The 15256-nt window shown below is 61.9% G+C and carries 17 protein-coding genes; 9 read left to right on the top strand and 8 right to left on the bottom strand.

The genetic code is table 11. The features are described from left to right. Nucleotides 1–53: 53 nt before the first annotated feature. Together QFZ50_RS06215 and QFZ50_RS06210 are read left to right on the top strand one after the other, a co-directional pair. Entirely contained in the window at nucleotides 54–767 is a 714-nt protein-coding gene (locus tag QFZ50_RS06215) for an FAD:protein FMN transferase (protein WP_307082875.1), read from the top strand. A 568-nt stretch (nucleotides 768–1335) separates the two neighbouring features. Continuing rightward, nucleotides 1336–1779, top strand: a complete 444-nt coding sequence (locus QFZ50_RS06210; RefSeq protein WP_307082874.1) for a hypothetical protein — start codon at nucleotides 1336–1338, stop codon at nucleotides 1777–1779. 220 nt (nucleotides 1780–1999) lie between these two features. On the opposite strand, the gene QFZ50_RS06205 is transcribed toward QFZ50_RS06210, so the two are convergent. Further along, entirely contained in the window at nucleotides 2000–2425 is a 426-nt protein-coding gene (locus QFZ50_RS06205; RefSeq protein ID WP_307082873.1) for a flavodoxin family protein, read from the bottom strand. 382 nt (nucleotides 2426–2807) lie between these two features. On the opposite strand from QFZ50_RS06205, the gene QFZ50_RS06200 reads away from it, so the two are divergent. The 3 genes from QFZ50_RS06200 to QFZ50_RS06190 all read left to right on the top strand — a co-directional run bounded on the left by QFZ50_RS06200 (nucleotide 2808) and on the right by QFZ50_RS06190 (nucleotide 5117). Next, on the top strand, nucleotides 2808–3617 hold the full coding sequence (locus QFZ50_RS06200; RefSeq protein ID WP_307082872.1) for a GAF and ANTAR domain-containing protein: 810 nt from the start codon (nucleotides 2808–2810) through the stop codon (nucleotides 3615–3617). 320 nt (nucleotides 3618–3937) lie between these two features. Beyond that, nucleotides 3938–4204, top strand: coding sequence for a hypothetical protein (locus QFZ50_RS06195; protein WP_307082871.1), 267 nt, complete (start codon nucleotides 3938–3940; stop codon nucleotides 4202–4204). Nucleotides 4205–4352: 148 nt separating this feature from the next. Continuing rightward, nucleotides 4353–5117 (top strand): GAF and ANTAR domain-containing protein, encoded by a 765-nt coding sequence (locus QFZ50_RS06190; protein WP_307082870.1) that lies wholly within the window; start codon nucleotides 4353–4355, stop codon nucleotides 5115–5117. Here the strand turns inward: QFZ50_RS06190 and QFZ50_RS06185 are convergent. From QFZ50_RS06185 to QFZ50_RS06170, 4 genes are all read right to left on the bottom strand, one after another. Then, nucleotides 5111–5974, bottom strand: coding sequence for a GAF domain-containing protein (locus QFZ50_RS06185; protein ID WP_307082869.1), 864 nt, complete (start codon nucleotides 5972–5974; stop codon nucleotides 5111–5113). The genes QFZ50_RS06190 and QFZ50_RS06185 overlap by 7 nt on opposite strands. A gap of 1360 nt (nucleotides 5975–7334) precedes the next feature. Continuing rightward, entirely contained in the window at nucleotides 7335–7493 is a 159-nt protein-coding gene (locus QFZ50_RS06180; RefSeq protein WP_307082868.1) for a hypothetical protein, read from the bottom strand. A gap of 33 nt (nucleotides 7494–7526) precedes the next feature. Beyond that, nucleotides 7527–7970, bottom strand: coding sequence for a hypothetical protein (locus QFZ50_RS06175; protein ID WP_307082867.1), 444 nt, complete (start codon nucleotides 7968–7970; stop codon nucleotides 7527–7529). Continuing rightward, on the bottom strand, nucleotides 7970–8704 hold the full coding sequence (locus tag QFZ50_RS06170) for a GAF and ANTAR domain-containing protein (RefSeq protein ID WP_307082866.1): 735 nt from the start codon (nucleotides 8702–8704) through the stop codon (nucleotides 7970–7972). The genes QFZ50_RS06175 and QFZ50_RS06170 overlap by 1 nt, the downstream gene beginning before the upstream one ends. 395 nt (nucleotides 8705–9099) lie before the next feature. Between QFZ50_RS06170 and QFZ50_RS06165 the strand changes: the two genes are divergently transcribed. Continuing rightward, the gene (locus tag QFZ50_RS06165) at nucleotides 9100–9570 is read left to right on the top strand and encodes an Hsp20/alpha crystallin family protein (protein WP_307082865.1); all 471 of its coding nucleotides are present in this window, start codon (nucleotides 9100–9102) and stop codon (nucleotides 9568–9570) included. A 222-nt stretch (nucleotides 9571–9792) separates the two neighbouring features. Here the strand turns inward: QFZ50_RS06165 and QFZ50_RS06160 are convergent, their stop codons facing one another. After that, nucleotides 9793–9918, bottom strand: a complete 126-nt coding sequence (locus QFZ50_RS06160) for a hypothetical protein (RefSeq protein WP_307082864.1) — start codon at nucleotides 9916–9918, stop codon at nucleotides 9793–9795. A 69-nt stretch (nucleotides 9919–9987) separates the two neighbouring features. Continuing rightward, nucleotides 9988–10386: a hypothetical protein gene (locus QFZ50_RS06155; RefSeq protein ID WP_307082863.1), complete on the bottom strand. Its 399-nt coding sequence runs from the start codon at nucleotides 10384–10386 to the stop codon at nucleotides 9988–9990. A gap of 231 nt (nucleotides 10387–10617) precedes the next feature. Between QFZ50_RS06155 and QFZ50_RS06150 the strand changes: the two genes are divergently transcribed. Further along, nucleotides 10618–10947, top strand: a complete 330-nt coding sequence (locus QFZ50_RS06150) for a hypothetical protein (protein ID WP_307082862.1) — start codon at nucleotides 10618–10620, stop codon at nucleotides 10945–10947. Between the two features lie 236 nt (nucleotides 10948–11183). On the opposite strand, the gene QFZ50_RS06145 is transcribed toward QFZ50_RS06150, so the two are convergent. Continuing rightward, nucleotides 11184–12137, bottom strand: coding sequence for a universal stress protein (locus QFZ50_RS06145; RefSeq protein WP_307082861.1), 954 nt, complete (start codon nucleotides 12135–12137; stop codon nucleotides 11184–11186). 593 nt (nucleotides 12138–12730) lie between these two features. Here QFZ50_RS06145 and QFZ50_RS06140 point away from each other — a divergent pair. Together QFZ50_RS06140 and QFZ50_RS06135 are read left to right on the top strand one after the other, a co-directional pair. Further along, complete coding sequence (locus tag QFZ50_RS06140) at nucleotides 12731–13180, top strand: pyridoxamine 5'-phosphate oxidase family protein (RefSeq protein ID WP_307082860.1); 450 nt, start codon at nucleotides 12731–12733, stop codon at nucleotides 13178–13180. A gap of 819 nt (nucleotides 13181–13999) precedes the next feature. Continuing rightward, nucleotides 14000–14263 (top strand): hypothetical protein, encoded by a 264-nt coding sequence (locus tag QFZ50_RS06135; RefSeq protein ID WP_307082859.1) that lies wholly within the window; start codon nucleotides 14000–14002, stop codon nucleotides 14261–14263. The last annotated feature ends 993 nt before the right edge of the window (nucleotides 14264–15256 follow it).

Genomic DNA, 15256 nt, shown 5'->3' with positions numbered 1-15256 from the left:
CTGAACCGGCCATCCCATCCGCCACCAGCAACCTGACGGTAGGACCTGCCACCGTGTTCTTCACCATGGGTACCGTTGTCAGCTTCCGCGCACCACCGGAAGCGACGGCGGCTTGCACGGCCGACGTGCAGAAGATTTTTCGGGCCCACGACGACCGATTCAGCCTCTACAAACCTGACTCCGAGCTCAGGCAAGTAACGGACGGGCGCCTGTTACTGTCCCGCAGCTCGAGGGAAGTACGGGAAATGTACGCTCTGGCCGTGGAGTGGCGCAACACCACCGGCGGGCTCTTCGACCCACACGACCCCGGCGGCCACCTGGACCTCAACGGTGTCGTGAAAGCCCATGCCATCGACCAGGCAGGACAATACCTACGACAGCAGGGCGTACACGACTGGTCCCTGAACTGTGGAGGAGACATCCTGTGCAGCGGCGTCCAAGCACCAGGCACCCCCTGGGCCATAGGCATCGTTAATCCGACGGACAGAACGACCATAATCACCACCATCACGATGTCCCCGGGACGAACCGCCATCGCAACCTCAGGAGCGAGCGAACGCGGCCACCACATCTGGTCACCCTCAGGCAAGGGAGGAGGATCCCAGCCAGTTGTGCAGGCGAGTGTCATCGCCATGGACATTCTCACCGCGGACGTTCTCGCGACCACGGTCTGCGCCGGCGACACCGACATCCAGGACCTCGCCCACCGCTTCAAGGTTCAAATCTTCACGGTGCACGCAGACGGTCAATCATCCACCAACCCGTAGAAGGATCCCCCTACGAACTACGCGCCAGACCGATGTTGCACGATGTCGGGACTTTGGGGCGTTCCTGTTGCGAAACCCACAATGGACACTGACGCGAGGGGAATCGCGGGCTGATCGATGGTGGCGTTGGCGGTGTCGGCTTGAGGGCGCGATGCATCCGGCGTGGATGGGTAACGATTCCGGACCGGTGGTCGCGGGGAGGGAGTTCTCCTAGGTCAGGTACCTAGCGTAGCGATCGTAGGGAGGGACATTGTGGGGAAGACGCAGATGCCGGAGTTCCTGGTGGTTCGAACCCGTTCGCTGAACCACCAGGAATTTCCCATCAGGGATCCATCCGTGAGTACAGACCCGCGGACCCCAGAACCAGGACGCTCGCCGGAAGCCCCGCAGCGCCCGCGGCACACCACTCCGACCGTCCTGCTGGTCGGACTGGCGTCCCTTCCGCACCGCCGCAGCTTAGGGTGGACACATAGCACCGGGCGATCCAGGAAGCGGGTCTCATTGTCCATGAGCGACCAGATCGCAGGCACCGCGTCCCGCAAGCAGCCGCTGCGATGCGGAGGCGCTGATGCGCGGCCCGGAAACGCGCCGGTCGTCACGCTACCGGTGGATTCACGTCGCCCTGATCACGGCCAGCGCCATCATCGGCGGGACAGCTCTCGCGCAGGCCACCTTCACCGATGCGACATCCGCGCCTGTCACCGTCGGCACCTATGACATTCCCGCATCCACATCTCTGACAGGTACCTACAGCTGCGACACACGCCGCACGATGACAGTAAGCATCACCGGCTTCAGTCGCGTCAATCGAGCCACCGCATACACGCTCACCCTCGCAGAACCCGGCACGAACCCCGCCGTCACCAGTCAAAACCTCACGGCCACACAAACCACAGCGACCATTGCACGCGCGACCAGCCGGACCGGAAATTTCGTACTGAATCTCACCGCCAAAGTCGGAACCTGGACCAGCGACACACCACTCACCCGCACCCTCGCCTGCCCCGCCTGACAATCCGCCCTCTGGCAGGTTTTCAGCACATGCACTCGTAAGTGAAGTGGGCGCTCGAGGTCTTGCCCGTGGCCCGTACAGAAAGACCCTCGGCGAGCTCTCGGCGCCACGTGCCCCGGGTGCCGGTTTCGTGTCAGCGCGTGTCGAGGGGTGCGGCGATACTGCGCCCTATTCCGCCGGGTACTCGTTGTTGGTGAGGTAGGTGACGAGGTCGGTCGCGCTACGGGCGAGGCCGGCGTTTGTGGAAGCGATAGGGCCCCGGGGCCCGGGCGGGGAGAGTGAAGCTGCCATCATTGAGGCCTTGCATGAGATCCGCGATAGTTTTGTGGGCGCCGTCCTCGTTGCCCACGACGGCGACGGTCGCGACGTTCCCGTCCATGATAGGCCGGCCTTGCTCATCAATTTCGCAGAGGTCGGCTTCTAGCCGCTCCATCACCTGCTGGGCGAGGCTACAGGGGTGCCCCCTCCAGATAGGGGTGGGGAGGACCAGGATGTCCGCGGCAAGGATTTGTGTATGAATCTCTGGCCTCCGATCTCCCTCGCCTATGTCGCTCTTCACGCCTCGCTTGACGTCGTCATCGACAACTCTCAGTGAGGACGTGCTGACGCCCTGGCTCCTGAACTCCTCGAGAATGTGCCCACTCACCAGCTCGCTGCTGGGTGGGCCGGGGACGGGGACGGGATGAGCGTGCAATGAGGGCGAGAGCGGAAAGCTGAGTCTCAGACAAACCTCCGGAGGTGGTTGAGAGCCTTTGTCTGCTCGGATTCGTGGTCCTGCACGGTCGGAGGAGTTTCGAAAACCATAAGCCATGACCTGTGTGTGTAACGCCTGGGTGCGGTAGTGATCGGAATAGAGCTATGCCATCGAATACTCCCTCTCACTACTCAGCCACTATCTGATGGAATCCGGTGCACCCGTCATCAACGTTTGGGATTGCAGGTGACAGGTGCCGTGTCCTCGGTGAGGATGAGTGGTTGTGCCCTAGGGGCGTGGCTGGTGGGTTGTGTGCCGGATCCATACTGGGTGAATGGCAACCAACGGTGCAGGACAAGACGGAAGTGATGACGTAAGTGACGTTGCTGACGTTGCTGACGTTGTTGACGGCTCGGATGGGAAGGAAGAGGGCAAGGACCAGAAGGGGGAGGTGGAGGGACTGGCTGAGCAGATGAGCGCGCTGGCCCGGTCCCTGCAGGCGGAGGATGAACCGCTGGAGATCCTGGCGCACCTGGTGCGTGCCGCAATCGAACTCGTCCCCGGTACCGACGAAGGTTCTATCAGCGTGGTGATGGGCCGACGCGATGTGCAATCGCATGTACCCTCGAGCGATCTGCCTCAAAAGGTGGATGCCCTTCAATCCGAGGTGAATCAGGGACCCTGCCTGGACGCCATGTTCGAGCATCAGACGGTCACCGTCCCGGACATGCTCTCCGAGCGGCGGTGGCCCGAGTTCAGCCGTAAGGCTGCCGCGTTGGGTGCGGCGAGCATGCTCTCGTTCCAGCTCTATGTTGAAGGCGACAATCTGGGTGCCCTGAACCTTTATGGACGGACTCCAAACGCTTTCACTGTGGAATCGGAACAGGTCGGGCTGCTCATTGCCTCTCACGCGTCGATCGCCTTCGCGGATGCCACGAAACTGGGGCAGATGCGCGATGCCTTACGTTCCCGCGATGTCATTGGGCAGGCCAAGGGCATCCTGATGGAGCGGTACGGCCTCACGGCCCAGAACGCGTTCATCATGCTCACCCAGGCCAGTTCCCGGACGAACATCAAGCTGCTCGATGTCGCCGAACACCTCGCCACTACAGGAGCGTTACCCTCCCGTCGCCGCCGCACCTAGCCACAGCCACAGCCTCCGAGTGGAGGACAAGCGGTCCGGCACACTACGCGACGGTCTCCTGCGGGAAGACCGTTTGAACGTCTGCGCCGATCAACCGGGAGAGAACCTGTAACACCAGCGGGGACCCCGAAATGCCGTTCTCAGCGGGTACGCCGGGATCAACCCGTGAGCAAGGGACACTCGGGGGGCCCATCGGCCGAATCACTGTGCGTGAGGTGTGAGTGAGCGCGAGTAGGATGAGCTCCTGCTGGTATGGTCAGCGGTGGTTCAGAAGAGAGCCAGAGTTCCATCATGTTCTCTTCACCCGGATAGGCGTCGCCATGAACACCAGACTCACTCCGTCAGAATCGTTTCCGGAAGATCTCACCTCGCTTGACCTTCCCGAGGTTGAGGTTCTTAACAGTAAGATCCAGCGCGAACTGTCTCACGATTACGTGTCCGACGGCGGTCCTGATCCGGAAACGGAGTTCCGCAGCGAGGAACTATCCGAGGAACTCGATCGCCGCGATGCCCTGGAATCGACAGAAGTCACCAGTGACCTGGCGCAGTCCTCGGGTTCTACTTTGGGCATCGTTCGCCCCTTGTAGAACGGTTGCAGGATCTTTGCCCGGTATTCTGGGATTGCTGTCGTCTGTCACCTGCTGCTGGTCATTGATTCTCCGCCATCGTGCCCTGGTCCTTTGACTGGCTTAGGAGTGCCCGCGTTGTGTTGACTCCACTGGAGTCGGTAAGGAAATGACCGCTGTGCCTGATGAGAGGGAACTCGCCGTAGACGCGGCCGAGAACGAGACCATCGCCGTCTTGCAGGACATGGTGCTCGACAGTGAGGACGTCCATCAGTTCCTCGACGGCCTGGTGACCGTCGCCTCGACCGCTTTCACCGGCGCCCACGGCAACATTTTCTGCGGGGTGACCCTTCTGCGCCCGAGGTCCATGGCCACGGTTGCCAGCAGCAGCGAGCACGCGCGGGTGATGGATGAAGTGCAGTACGGGTTCGACGACGGACCGTGCCTCCGGGCTGCCCGCGAGGGCTATACCGTGCACATCCCGGATTTCCTCACCGAAACCCGATTCCCCGAATACCGCCAGGCCATCGCGGGCCACGGAATCCGCTCGGCGTTGGGTATCCCCATCCGGCTTGAAGCCGGCACCAGCGCGGGTCTGGACTTCTACTCCACCGAACCGAACGCGTTTACGGACACGAGTATCGCCGTCGCCGAAGGCTTCGCCCGTGATGCTTCCAAATCCCTACGCCTCGCCGTGCGCATCGCGACCCTCAGCGAGAGTGCCAGCCATATGCGTGCAGCCATGGAATCCCGAACAGAAATCGACCTCGCGGTTGGAGCCATCATGGGCCAGAACCGGTGCAGCCAGGACGAAGCGATCACCATCCTCCGCGCGGCCTCCCAGGGACGCAACGTCAAACTGCGGGATCTCGCAGCCAACCTCTTGGCGTCCCTCGGACAGACAGGACCTGTCCGCACGCACTTCGATTACTGACCCGAGCCCTGGCCGCGGTCCTGCTGCGTCTCCTGGCTTGCATCCGATGAAGTTTCCTCACCGGAGTCCGGCAGGAGCCGTTGACCGTTGATTTCGTCCTCGACCTGCCGGGCGAGGGTGCGAAGCTTCCTGCCATCGCGTGTGGAGTACTCCCGCGGTTGCTGATCGATTACACACAAGGTGCCGACCGTCCATCCGCCCGGGCCCCGCAACGGGTAGCCGGCGTAGAAACGGATGTAGGGCTCGCCCAGCACCAGCGGGTTCTCCCTGAAACGCTCATCCTCGAGCGCGTCCCGGACAATGAGCGGCCCGGCGGTACGTATTGTCGCGTTGCAGAACGAAATTTCCCGCGGCATGTTCTGCTCGACCGAGCCGATGACGGATTTTAGGAACTGCCGGCGATCATCGATCAGCGCGACGATGACGGAGCTGACCTGGAAGTACTCCTTGGCTTCCCGGGTAATCCGGTCGAACCGGTCCTCCTGCGCCGTGTCTAGCAGTTGGGTCCGGGTCACCGCGTGCAGACGTTCCTGTTCCTGCTCCTGAGCGGTAAACAGGAAAGCTCCCGCTATACCGAGATCACGTCGGGAGTCCCCCGCTGATACGGCCGGGACGTCGTCAGAGTAACGGCTGATCCGGCTCGTCGCACCGATTCCGGACAGCAACTCATTGGTCGCGTCGGCCAGTATGTCGCACTCAACGTCCTGCAGCACCAACATCCCTGCCATGTACGCCTCGAGCTTGAAGCGCGAGACAGCCCCACCCAAGCCGTAGTAGCTGACCCAAACACTCTGAAGAGTAAGTCCCGTCTCCGACAGAACCTTCCTCAACTGTTCAACCTGCATCCGCGCGCTCATATCCAGAACCTTCCATGCCGGCAGTCCCGCCCAAGCTGTGGGTTGCCGTCGCATCACCCAGCTGTGATTCCCGCACTGGTTTATCAGCAGGCTTACTACTTTAGGGTAGCAACCCGGTTGCGTATGGGGTTCTCTCTGCCAAAGGGCACCACCCTGGCTCCTATCGCCGCGTGAGTACACCATGGTCGGGTCACACTGCTGCAGCCCACGACAGGACCGCGGACCGATTCGACGGAAGGACTCACCTTATGGCGGACCTTGATGGACTAGCCGATAAGGCCAAAGACAAGGCGAAGGCCACCTTCGACGGCAAAGACGGCGATGAGAAGTAGATCCATCCCGTCAGCGGAGGGCCGGACCACTGTGGTGGTCCGGCCTCTTCTCTACCGCCCGGCTCTTCTGACGATTGCTAAGTGGTGTTCGTGGGCTGTTTACCGAGGTTTTGGGCTGCTCAGTCTCTTGGCGGCTCGGGCGCTGATGTCTTGCTGGGGGTGCGTTTGAGAAAAGCGGAGAGAATCGGCGGGAGAGTTTCGGCGTGAGGGGGCAGCCGGAAGGTTCGGGATCGTGTCGCGACAACCCGTGTATTGCGGGTTTGAGCTGATCATTGACGGCGGCGTCTCCCCTGTATGTGAAGTACGGGATCGTTGGGGCGGAGCTAGCTCCCTTCGACGGAGTCGAACAACCCGCCTTCCGGGACCAGGGCTTCGACGGGGTTCTTATGTGCTACCGCGTGCTCAACGCACACAATGCGGCGTGGGTCTCATGCCGCAATGCGCTCTGCCATTCACCTTCCTAGCCGTCAACCCCCAGTGCGAGGTCATCATTGGCCAGCCTGTTGCTAGGGGCTCGACAGTCAGCACCCGCATGCCTCCCACCCCCTCATTGGCAATCCGGCAAGGACTTCGACCTTTTGCTCGCTATTTCGTAGCTGCACAGTGACAGTGGAGACTAAAGCAAGCATCGACGCCACTGGGAGGGACCATGGGTTCGGATGACCTCGAACGAGTAGTCAGCGCTGCGCGATCCAACACTCCTGCCGTGGACGGTGGCCACCTCACGGATCCCTTCCATGCGACTGAACTTCAAGCCGCTGTCAGATCTGCGATCAGCCATGGAGAACCGCTTGCCACTGTCGCCGCGGTAGCTGACCTGCCATCGCTGGTGGTTCTGGACGCGATAGACGCGCTCGAATCAGGCAGGACGTAGTTCAGGCGCAGCATGGCTATTTTGCGAGTGCCTCTCGTGAGAGGCACTCATGAATTCTGTGTGTTGAGAATGAAGCTTGGTACGTCTGTTGGTCCCTTCCCGATGTCGGACTGTTGTTCTCCTGCAGGTACTCAGTGCCGAAAGCGGGCGGGTGTTAGTGGTGGCCGGCTGTTGTGGCGCCGAACATCAGGGTCCGGCGTTGAACGTCGTAGTACACGGCCTCGGCTGAGGACAGCAGGTCCTGAAGGTTGTTGGCATCGTCGGCGTCGATGGTCAGGACTTCATCCCATGCGCCCGTGATTGAGTCATTCAACAGGTTTGACAGGCACCTCGCGTCCTTCAGCTCTCAATCGTCGAGGTCGTCTCCTGGAAGGTCGTCGAAGTCGGCGTCGGAAGGAGCCCTGCGCGGGTCGGGTTGCTCATCGATCAGTTCGTTCACTGCCTGCGCGAGGAGGTCGCGTTGCAGGCGGGGCAGATTGATTAGTCCCTGTAAGTAGGCGTGGACTTCGTATTCCGCGACGGCGCCGGAGAAAGAGAAGTAGCGCAGCCACACATCGGCGATTGTGAGTTCCGCTTCGTGGATTGCCCTGGTGGTTAGAAGACGTTGTTCGGCGCTCCTGCGGGTGTTTCTGGTGCTGTTGCTGTTCGTGGTGCCAACACTGGCATTGGCCCCGTTTCCGTCTCTGTTTTTCCGAGCTCCGGCATCATCTCCGGTTTCCCGGTGAAGGGCATCACCGGGCTCGCTCTGAGAGTTGGCACCGGGATCGCCGTGATCCTGCTCGCCGTGCATCAGCTGCCATCCATGATGTGGAAGGTCCCGGGGTCGTGTCGGGCCATGATGGTCCTTGCAACATCGGCCATGGTCATACGGGCATCAACGGCTAGACCGAGCATGTGCTCAAGCGCTTCATCGGGGTCGAAGTTGTGGCGTTCCATGATGATGCCCCGGGCAATGTCGGTGGTGCTCTTGCTGTTGAGGGCGTGACTCACCTCGGCGTTGATGCGCTGGGGTGTGTCGCTGGCCTGGATGTGCCCGAGCAGGGCTGCGGCGGCGGTAGCAAGATGGGCGAGTACCTGAGTATCAGCGGGCGTGAATGCGTTCGGTGAGCGTGCGTAGACTTTCAGTGCCCCGATGGATTCCTTGCCTCGGATCAGGGGGGAGGTCGCGCAGGAGCGAATACCGGCTTCGGCGGCCGCGGCATTCCAAAACTTCCATCTTTCATCTGTGGTCGTGTCATCGATGATCTGCGCCTGTCCTGTGGCCCAGGCGGTCAGGCATGGCCCTTCCCCCAGCTTGTACTGGAGCTGGTCGGCGGCCAACACGTAGGAGTCGGTAGATCCGACGCTGGTTCGCTCCCCGCCTGCAACCAGGGAGACTCCCGCACCCTCAGCATGGTCGATGACGCTCCGGGCGGCCTCGGCTAGTTCGTTTACGGCGTGCTGGGCGGTTTGTTCTGTGAGCAGGAAGCCCTTCGTGCGTCCGATGATCACACCGAGCTCGGTAATGGGAGGTACGGGATCCACGGGTGCCTCCAGCCACTCGGTGCTTTTTCGCAGGTCAAAAGGTAGGACGACATATTAAGATCCCCAAGGATGCCACTGAAACCCTCCTTGGTGATTGCGTCCTCCACGATAATAGTGTGGCCCGATTGACCAAAACGTCTCGCTTACGACCAAAAACAGTTCGTGGACGCTTTTCCGCCCGACCTGCGTTCAGCACGTGGGGCCCTGTTCGCCGCTCGAAACGGGAGCAAGGCAGACGACGAGCGGCACCTGAAGATCAGGCTCGTTATGCCGACACCACGGTCTGGCACTCGCAGGGGTCGAGTGCTAACATTTTTCGTAGTTGAGCGAAGGACGCTCAACCTTCAGTACTCCACCTACCGGTGGCATATGCGAAGGAGTTGTTTCCAGTGGCCATGAAGTTCGATCCATTCCGCGAGCTGGACCGCGTTGCCGGCGCCCTCCTCGAGAGCCGCCCCGGACTGCGCCTCATGCCGATGGACCTCTACCGCGAGAAGGACCACTACATCCTCTCGGCGGATCTTCCGGGCATCGATCCCGGATCGGTCGACATCGACGTGGACGGCCAGCTCCTCACCATCCGCGCGGAGCGCACGCTGCGCAGTGCCGAGGGCGTCAAGTGGCTGACCCGTGAGCGCGAGAGCGGCTCGTTCCTCCGCCAGCTCAACCTGGGCCAGGGCGTCGACACCGAGGGCATCTCCGCCCGGTACGAGAACGGCGTCCTGAGCGTGATGATCCCCGTCAGTGAGCGCGCCAAGCCGCGCAAGATCGAGATTGTCAGCGGAGAGTCTTCTTCTCCGGTTGAGTCGACGGCCATCGAGGCGTCCCAGTCCGACGACGGACGTCAGGAAGGCGCCGAAGCGTAAGATCACCCCTCTCCCAACTGCCAGTACCTCCCCTCGCGTGCACCGGGGGGTGCTGGCAGTTCAAGCAGTATGGCCTTTTGCCCGTACCCGCAGAGCTGTGCGGGCAGCGGTCTGCCCGGGTAGCGGAATCCTTCACTCCTCGCGGCCGTTCGTTCCGCTCAGCCCGCCAGGTCATTCCCCTGGGCATCGTTCTGTATTGCCTGGACAGTAAGACGATCTCCTCTAGCCGGTGCCGGTGTTTCCGGTTGCCCTGGCGGTGAGGGCGGCGAGGGCCGCGGCTGCGAAGTGGGGCGGCTTCGGCTGGGGATTGTGCAGGCGCGGGGGGATGAGGACTGATTTGCTCGTCACCTCAAGGTCTGTTCCGGCTGCTGTCACACCGGTGCTGGCGCTTCTGCGGGCGGTGCCCAGGACCACTTCCTATCTCGGAAAGTATTCGGCCGGTGGCAGCGTGAAGGTCACTGACCGGTCATGGGAGTTGAAGCACAGCAGGAAGCTCGCGCCGGTAATGGGTCGTCCGCGCCAGTCTTTGCCGGTGGAGATCCCGTTGTAGAAGACCCCCAGGGCGTGGGCCAATGACTGGTCCCAGTCGGCGGGAACCACCGGTGTACCGGTGGGGTTCAGCCAGACCCTTCCTGCGGGCGGGATGGTACGAGCCTGCCCAGGCACCAACACCTCGACCCGCCGATCCTTGCACCCATCCACTCCCGGAGGATTGACGGTCTCACTCAGCTGGAACCCACCATAATTCAGGCTGATCTCAGCAACGGCGACCCCGGCGCTTTCGCCGGTAGCGAAGGTTGCACTCTCTAGCTGCACCCGATCTAGGTGCTAGCTACCGCCGTGGGCCAGCCCGTCTCGCCCGAGGGGGGATCGCACGTTGTGCTGCCTTCACCACTTCTATTAGGTATCGTCGCTCGGGAGCCACGTCGTGGTGACGCCCCTTCCAGCAATGGGATGCGAGACGTTGCCGGCACCGCAGACCCGTTGTGGAATGCCTAGTCCCGTCGTCGAATGGTTGCTAATTGTCCGCGAGCGAAGGCTACTTCCATGAACGACAACGGAACAGGTTGTGATGACGCCACGGCGCATTTGCCGGTCCTGGGCAAGGATGCAGAGGTTTCAGCACGGGGTGCAGCCCCGATTAATCCAATTGATGCGCGTAGCGAGCTACGGAAGGTGGAGGACCTCATTGACGTCTTGAATGACGTCGTGGCCGATTTGGCCGGACGGCCGTCAGCGGATGCGGATGCGGATGCGAACACTGAAGCGGTCGTGTGGATTCGTCGCGCATTGGAGGATGTGTTGGCCACCTGCACTGGACTTCTCATCACCTCACAGCAGGATGTACCGACGCGGGACCTCCGTAGGATTCCCTGACTCACGTCGTCTACCGGCAGAACCTTGTGGCGTGACAAGAGGTTGAAGCGCGGGACGTTGTCTTTCAATGAAGCACCTCGGTGGGACGGAGCGTGGAAACTTGGGCACGAGTGCACTTCCCAGTCATGTTCAGTGGGGTTGCCAGTCGTGCCGGAAGATCCGCACACAGTCGAAGGAGCGGGTCTTGCGCCGCCGCTTCTAAAGGATCCGGGACAAACGGGACTCCTCGTTAGTGGTCACGTCAATGCCAGCGGGGGCCGGTGTACTTCATCGAGGGCAGTCTCAGTTTTCGGCTCGGCCAGCGGCGCAGGGTCGGGCAGGGTGATGACGAGCATGGGGCAGGGCGGTCGCAGTAGCAGGGTGTGGGTGACCGAGCCGATTCCCATTCCTGCTGTGGCGCCGCGCCCGTGGCGGCCGATCACCAACAGGGCGGCATCCGGGCTGTGTCGCATCAGGGCCCGGGCCGGAGTGCGCAGCGCGTCCACGATCCAACTCACGCGCAGGGACGGATAGGCGGCGTGGATCGCCGAAAGCATCGCCGAAGTATCGACCACCAGGGTTTCGGCTGGGGGCGATGCAGGTCTCACTGCCGCAATCACGCGCAGCGCAGCACCTAGCCGATGTGCTTCGGCAGCTGCCCGGGTCAGGGCCGCGCTGGACTCCGCAGAACCATCGACACCCACCACGACGTGCCCGTGGGCGGTACCATTCTTTTCGCTGTTACCGCGTGGACCGGTCGGGATGATCAGGACCGAAGCGAGTGACCCCAACACCACCTGAATGGCTACAGAGCCCTGGAAGACACCAGTGAGGGTGTTCACCCGGTCCGCGCCCACGACGAGCAGAGACGCACCGGCTGATAGCCCGAGCAGGGCATGGACGACGTCCCCGCAGTGGAGGTAGGTGCTGACCCGCACGCTCGGATAGTCAGTGGACAACCGAATGGCTTCATCCTGCAGCATTCTGCGGCCCGCGGTGACCACGTCGGCGTAACACGTCCCGGGCGGCATCGAGTCGGCAGCAGGAACCGCGTGAACGAGCATGAGCGGCAGATCGGCGGCGCGCGCACGACGAGCAGCCCATTCGAGGGGTGCATTGACCGACGAACGGCTCCGCACTGCAACGAGAATCGCCCGCCGCTCCACGGCAGGCGGCGATACCGGGCCCTGGGGTTGGGCGACCGTCAGCACGGGCACCGCGAACCTGCACTGATGAGCGCCAGCACGTCTGCGCGACGGACTTCACCCTTACTCGGGCGTTGGTTCCGACTCCTTGATAGAGCGTGGGCTAACGACTCTGAGAACTGGGGACGGGTTTGGGCAGTGGTGCCTGTTTCGCGGCAGTCTGCCGTCGGCTCCTGTTTTGTTGCGCCGGTCGCTGTTGTAGACGGAGGAAAAGGGTACGCCGTCAGGTCAGAGAGTTGTCTGTCTGGTCGTGGGTAGTCAGTGCAGGTATGCCCGGGCGTCATCCGTTAAGTCCTTGTCGTCGACTGCGTTGATGCGGCCGCAGAGGATTTCCTTCTGCAGCACATGGGCCCTGTTGAGCAATGCTTACGACCCGTAAGTAAGCCACGTACCTTCGACCACCTTAACCGTCGTCGTAAGTAGCCCACCCGGTCAGGGCCTTTCGACCCTGATTCGGTACACCATTTCGCCGTACGGTTGGAATTCGAGGAGACCACCGACCTTCAGTGCCGGTCGGTGACAGCCGATGCACTCCCGCATTCGCCGCTGTTTCGAGCCACCGGCAACTGGTTTCCGTCAGCAAGGGACAAGGACGCATCATGACGACCACGCCCAACCAGGATCTCTACTGGAACTCCCCCGGCGCTCTCCGTACCTCCGACCAGCTGCCGGCTTTCCAGTGCTGGGCTCTTGCCACTACACAGACCACGGGTCGGCTCGGCTTTTTTCGTGACGGGCTCCTGGACATCTTCCCCGTGAATTACTTTGTTCTGGACGACCACGTGTACTTCCGGACCTCCGCCGACGGCACCATCGCCACGAGCTCCCTCGACCATGCCGCGTTCCAAATCGACCATGTAAGCACGGACAGCTCTGACGGCTGGACCATCCTCCTTAACGGTCCCGTCACGCGTGTGAAAGACTCTGCGCTCCTGACGATCCTCTGGGGCAAGGTAGTCAATGAAGCGTGGTCTCCCGGTCAGCATGAGCTCTTCTTCAGCCTGGTACCTACCCACGTCCGGGGCCGCCGGGTGGGTACTGCCCACTAGTGCGCGTGTACTGAAAGCCACCCGTTGCACCAGCGCCTTAGTGTTTTACCCGCGCTCCGAGCGCGTTTCCGCCAGGGTTGTAGGTCCTTTGTCTTTGGGACCACTCACTACCGGCGCACGAACCCCGGCAGGCTTCTGCCCCGTGTCTGGCTTGCGGGGCAAAGGACGATCTGGTGTTTTCCGACTACAACGAATCAGCCCTCCTGCCAAGCAACCGGATACGTCCGTCACGGGCAGGTTAATGCTGCGTCCACTGCAGTACAGGGTGTGCACGCCGTCCCTCTGTCCTGGTGCCTGCCGGACTGGTTCGAAGGCGCTTTAAGGTCTCACCTGCTTTAACGCAGACACCAGTGATGTGAGGTCCGCCATGGGGACACCATTTCGCGTGGTGGGCGGTCACGGGGACTGGTCGATTCACCGGTGCGATCGGGCGCTGGCTCATTGACATCCCCGATGCATACCGCGCCCTTGCGTAAGGCGCGTGGGGAGGCCGCCACGAATAGACAGCCCCGCCAGGATGAACGTGTCTATGACAGGCACCCCCAAGCATGTCCAGGACCATCCCGAGCATGGGACGCACTCGAGGTTCTGGCACAGCGTTCCAGACACTGCCATGGGGTTCCCCTGGTGCCGGAGGGTTGATGAGGGTGTGTCCCACCACGGGAAAACTGGCGCGGAGAGATAAACACCTTTCGGCGCTGCTGTCCACCACTCCGGGTCTCTATCTCCGGCCAGATTCGTAGGATGCCGACAACTAAAATCAGGGGTGTCCATGTTCCGGTGCTGTTTGTCGGGGCCTCATGAGTGGGAAGCACAGCAGTGATCAGCGAATACCTCCAGCAGTGGACGACGATCCAGACGATGTGCGCAGCCGCTTTCCCCAGCACCGATGTTTGGGTGACCTATCTGGGCATGGGCGGTGACCAGGACGAGATCGACACTGCTGCGTATCTTGCTGGCCTCATTGTCCTGCCTGTCCTGGACCGGGATCTAATCGCTCACGCCATCAACCAGATGATCGCCGATCGCGATGTGCCCATCGATGGCGCCCGCTACAGCACCGACGTGATGAGGGACACGTAGGGTTCGCCGATACTCTGCGCAGGCTCATCCCGTAGCGCCTACCGCTGCCATCACCCTGCCAGCAGGCGAGCCCACGGCATCGCCTGCGAAGAACGTACGACCGCAGCAGCTGAGCACGAGTCTGCACGGGGTTCTCTACCGAGGCAGGATCGTTGAGCGCCTCCCACCGGTGATTGTCGGCGGAAAAAGACGTCTGCACCCTGCCGCCGCAGCAACACGCTATATCCCAGCGCAGACCCTTCCTACCGGGCAAACCTGCGGTGATGCCGCACACCCTGGCACGTGGTTCGTGCCGGCCGGATGTCGACGACGAACTGCTGCGGTAGTTCGGCAAAGGACAGGTGGCGGCGTCCGTGGTGATTTACAACGGCGAGGTCGTCGATGACAGGGACGGATTAGTCGGATCCGCGATGTCCGCCGACCCGGGCGGCCGAACGACGCGTGCCTGCCACTGAGAGGGGAAACCAGGCCGCCACGAAAGCCTTCGTCACCGTCACTCCTCTAAGGCAGGGGTACCGGAGCATTCCCTTCTTGTACGGTGCCACCAAGACGTGGAAAGCACTAAAAGGTGCCCTGCAGGTGGGCTCACCCAGGGCGCCATCTCGCCAACCCCTCCGCCGGACCCGACGACGAATCAGTTACATTCGTTGCCGTCTCTCTTCAGAATCCCGTCGCCGTCTGGCGTCTCGGCGCCAGAACCTTTCAGCGCCCGGCTCCTCCACGGCAGCCGAAGGAAGGCTTGACGGACCATTACTGTGAGCCCCAAGAAACTAGAACCGGGAGTGATGGAGACGTACATCCATGACCTTCAGGTCCCGGATAGCGGCATCCAAGAGTGCCTGCCTGTCCTCCAGCACTTTGTATGAGAGTTCGTGGTCCTCAGGTGAGGACAGGTTTGAATCCTCGTTTGTCGTACTGGTCTCAGTAGTAAGGAAGCGCAACACGTCCCCTAGGGGGGTCGTCCCACGCTGGTCAGGCGAATTGAGCGCCTGC

Source organism: Arthrobacter agilis, from assembly GCF_030816075.1.
Taxonomy (GTDB): Bacteria; Actinomycetota; Actinomycetes; order Actinomycetales; family Micrococcaceae; genus Arthrobacter_D; species Arthrobacter_D agilis_E.
Note: the sequence above shows the minus strand (reverse complement) of the source record. Positions and strands in the feature narration are given on the sequence as shown.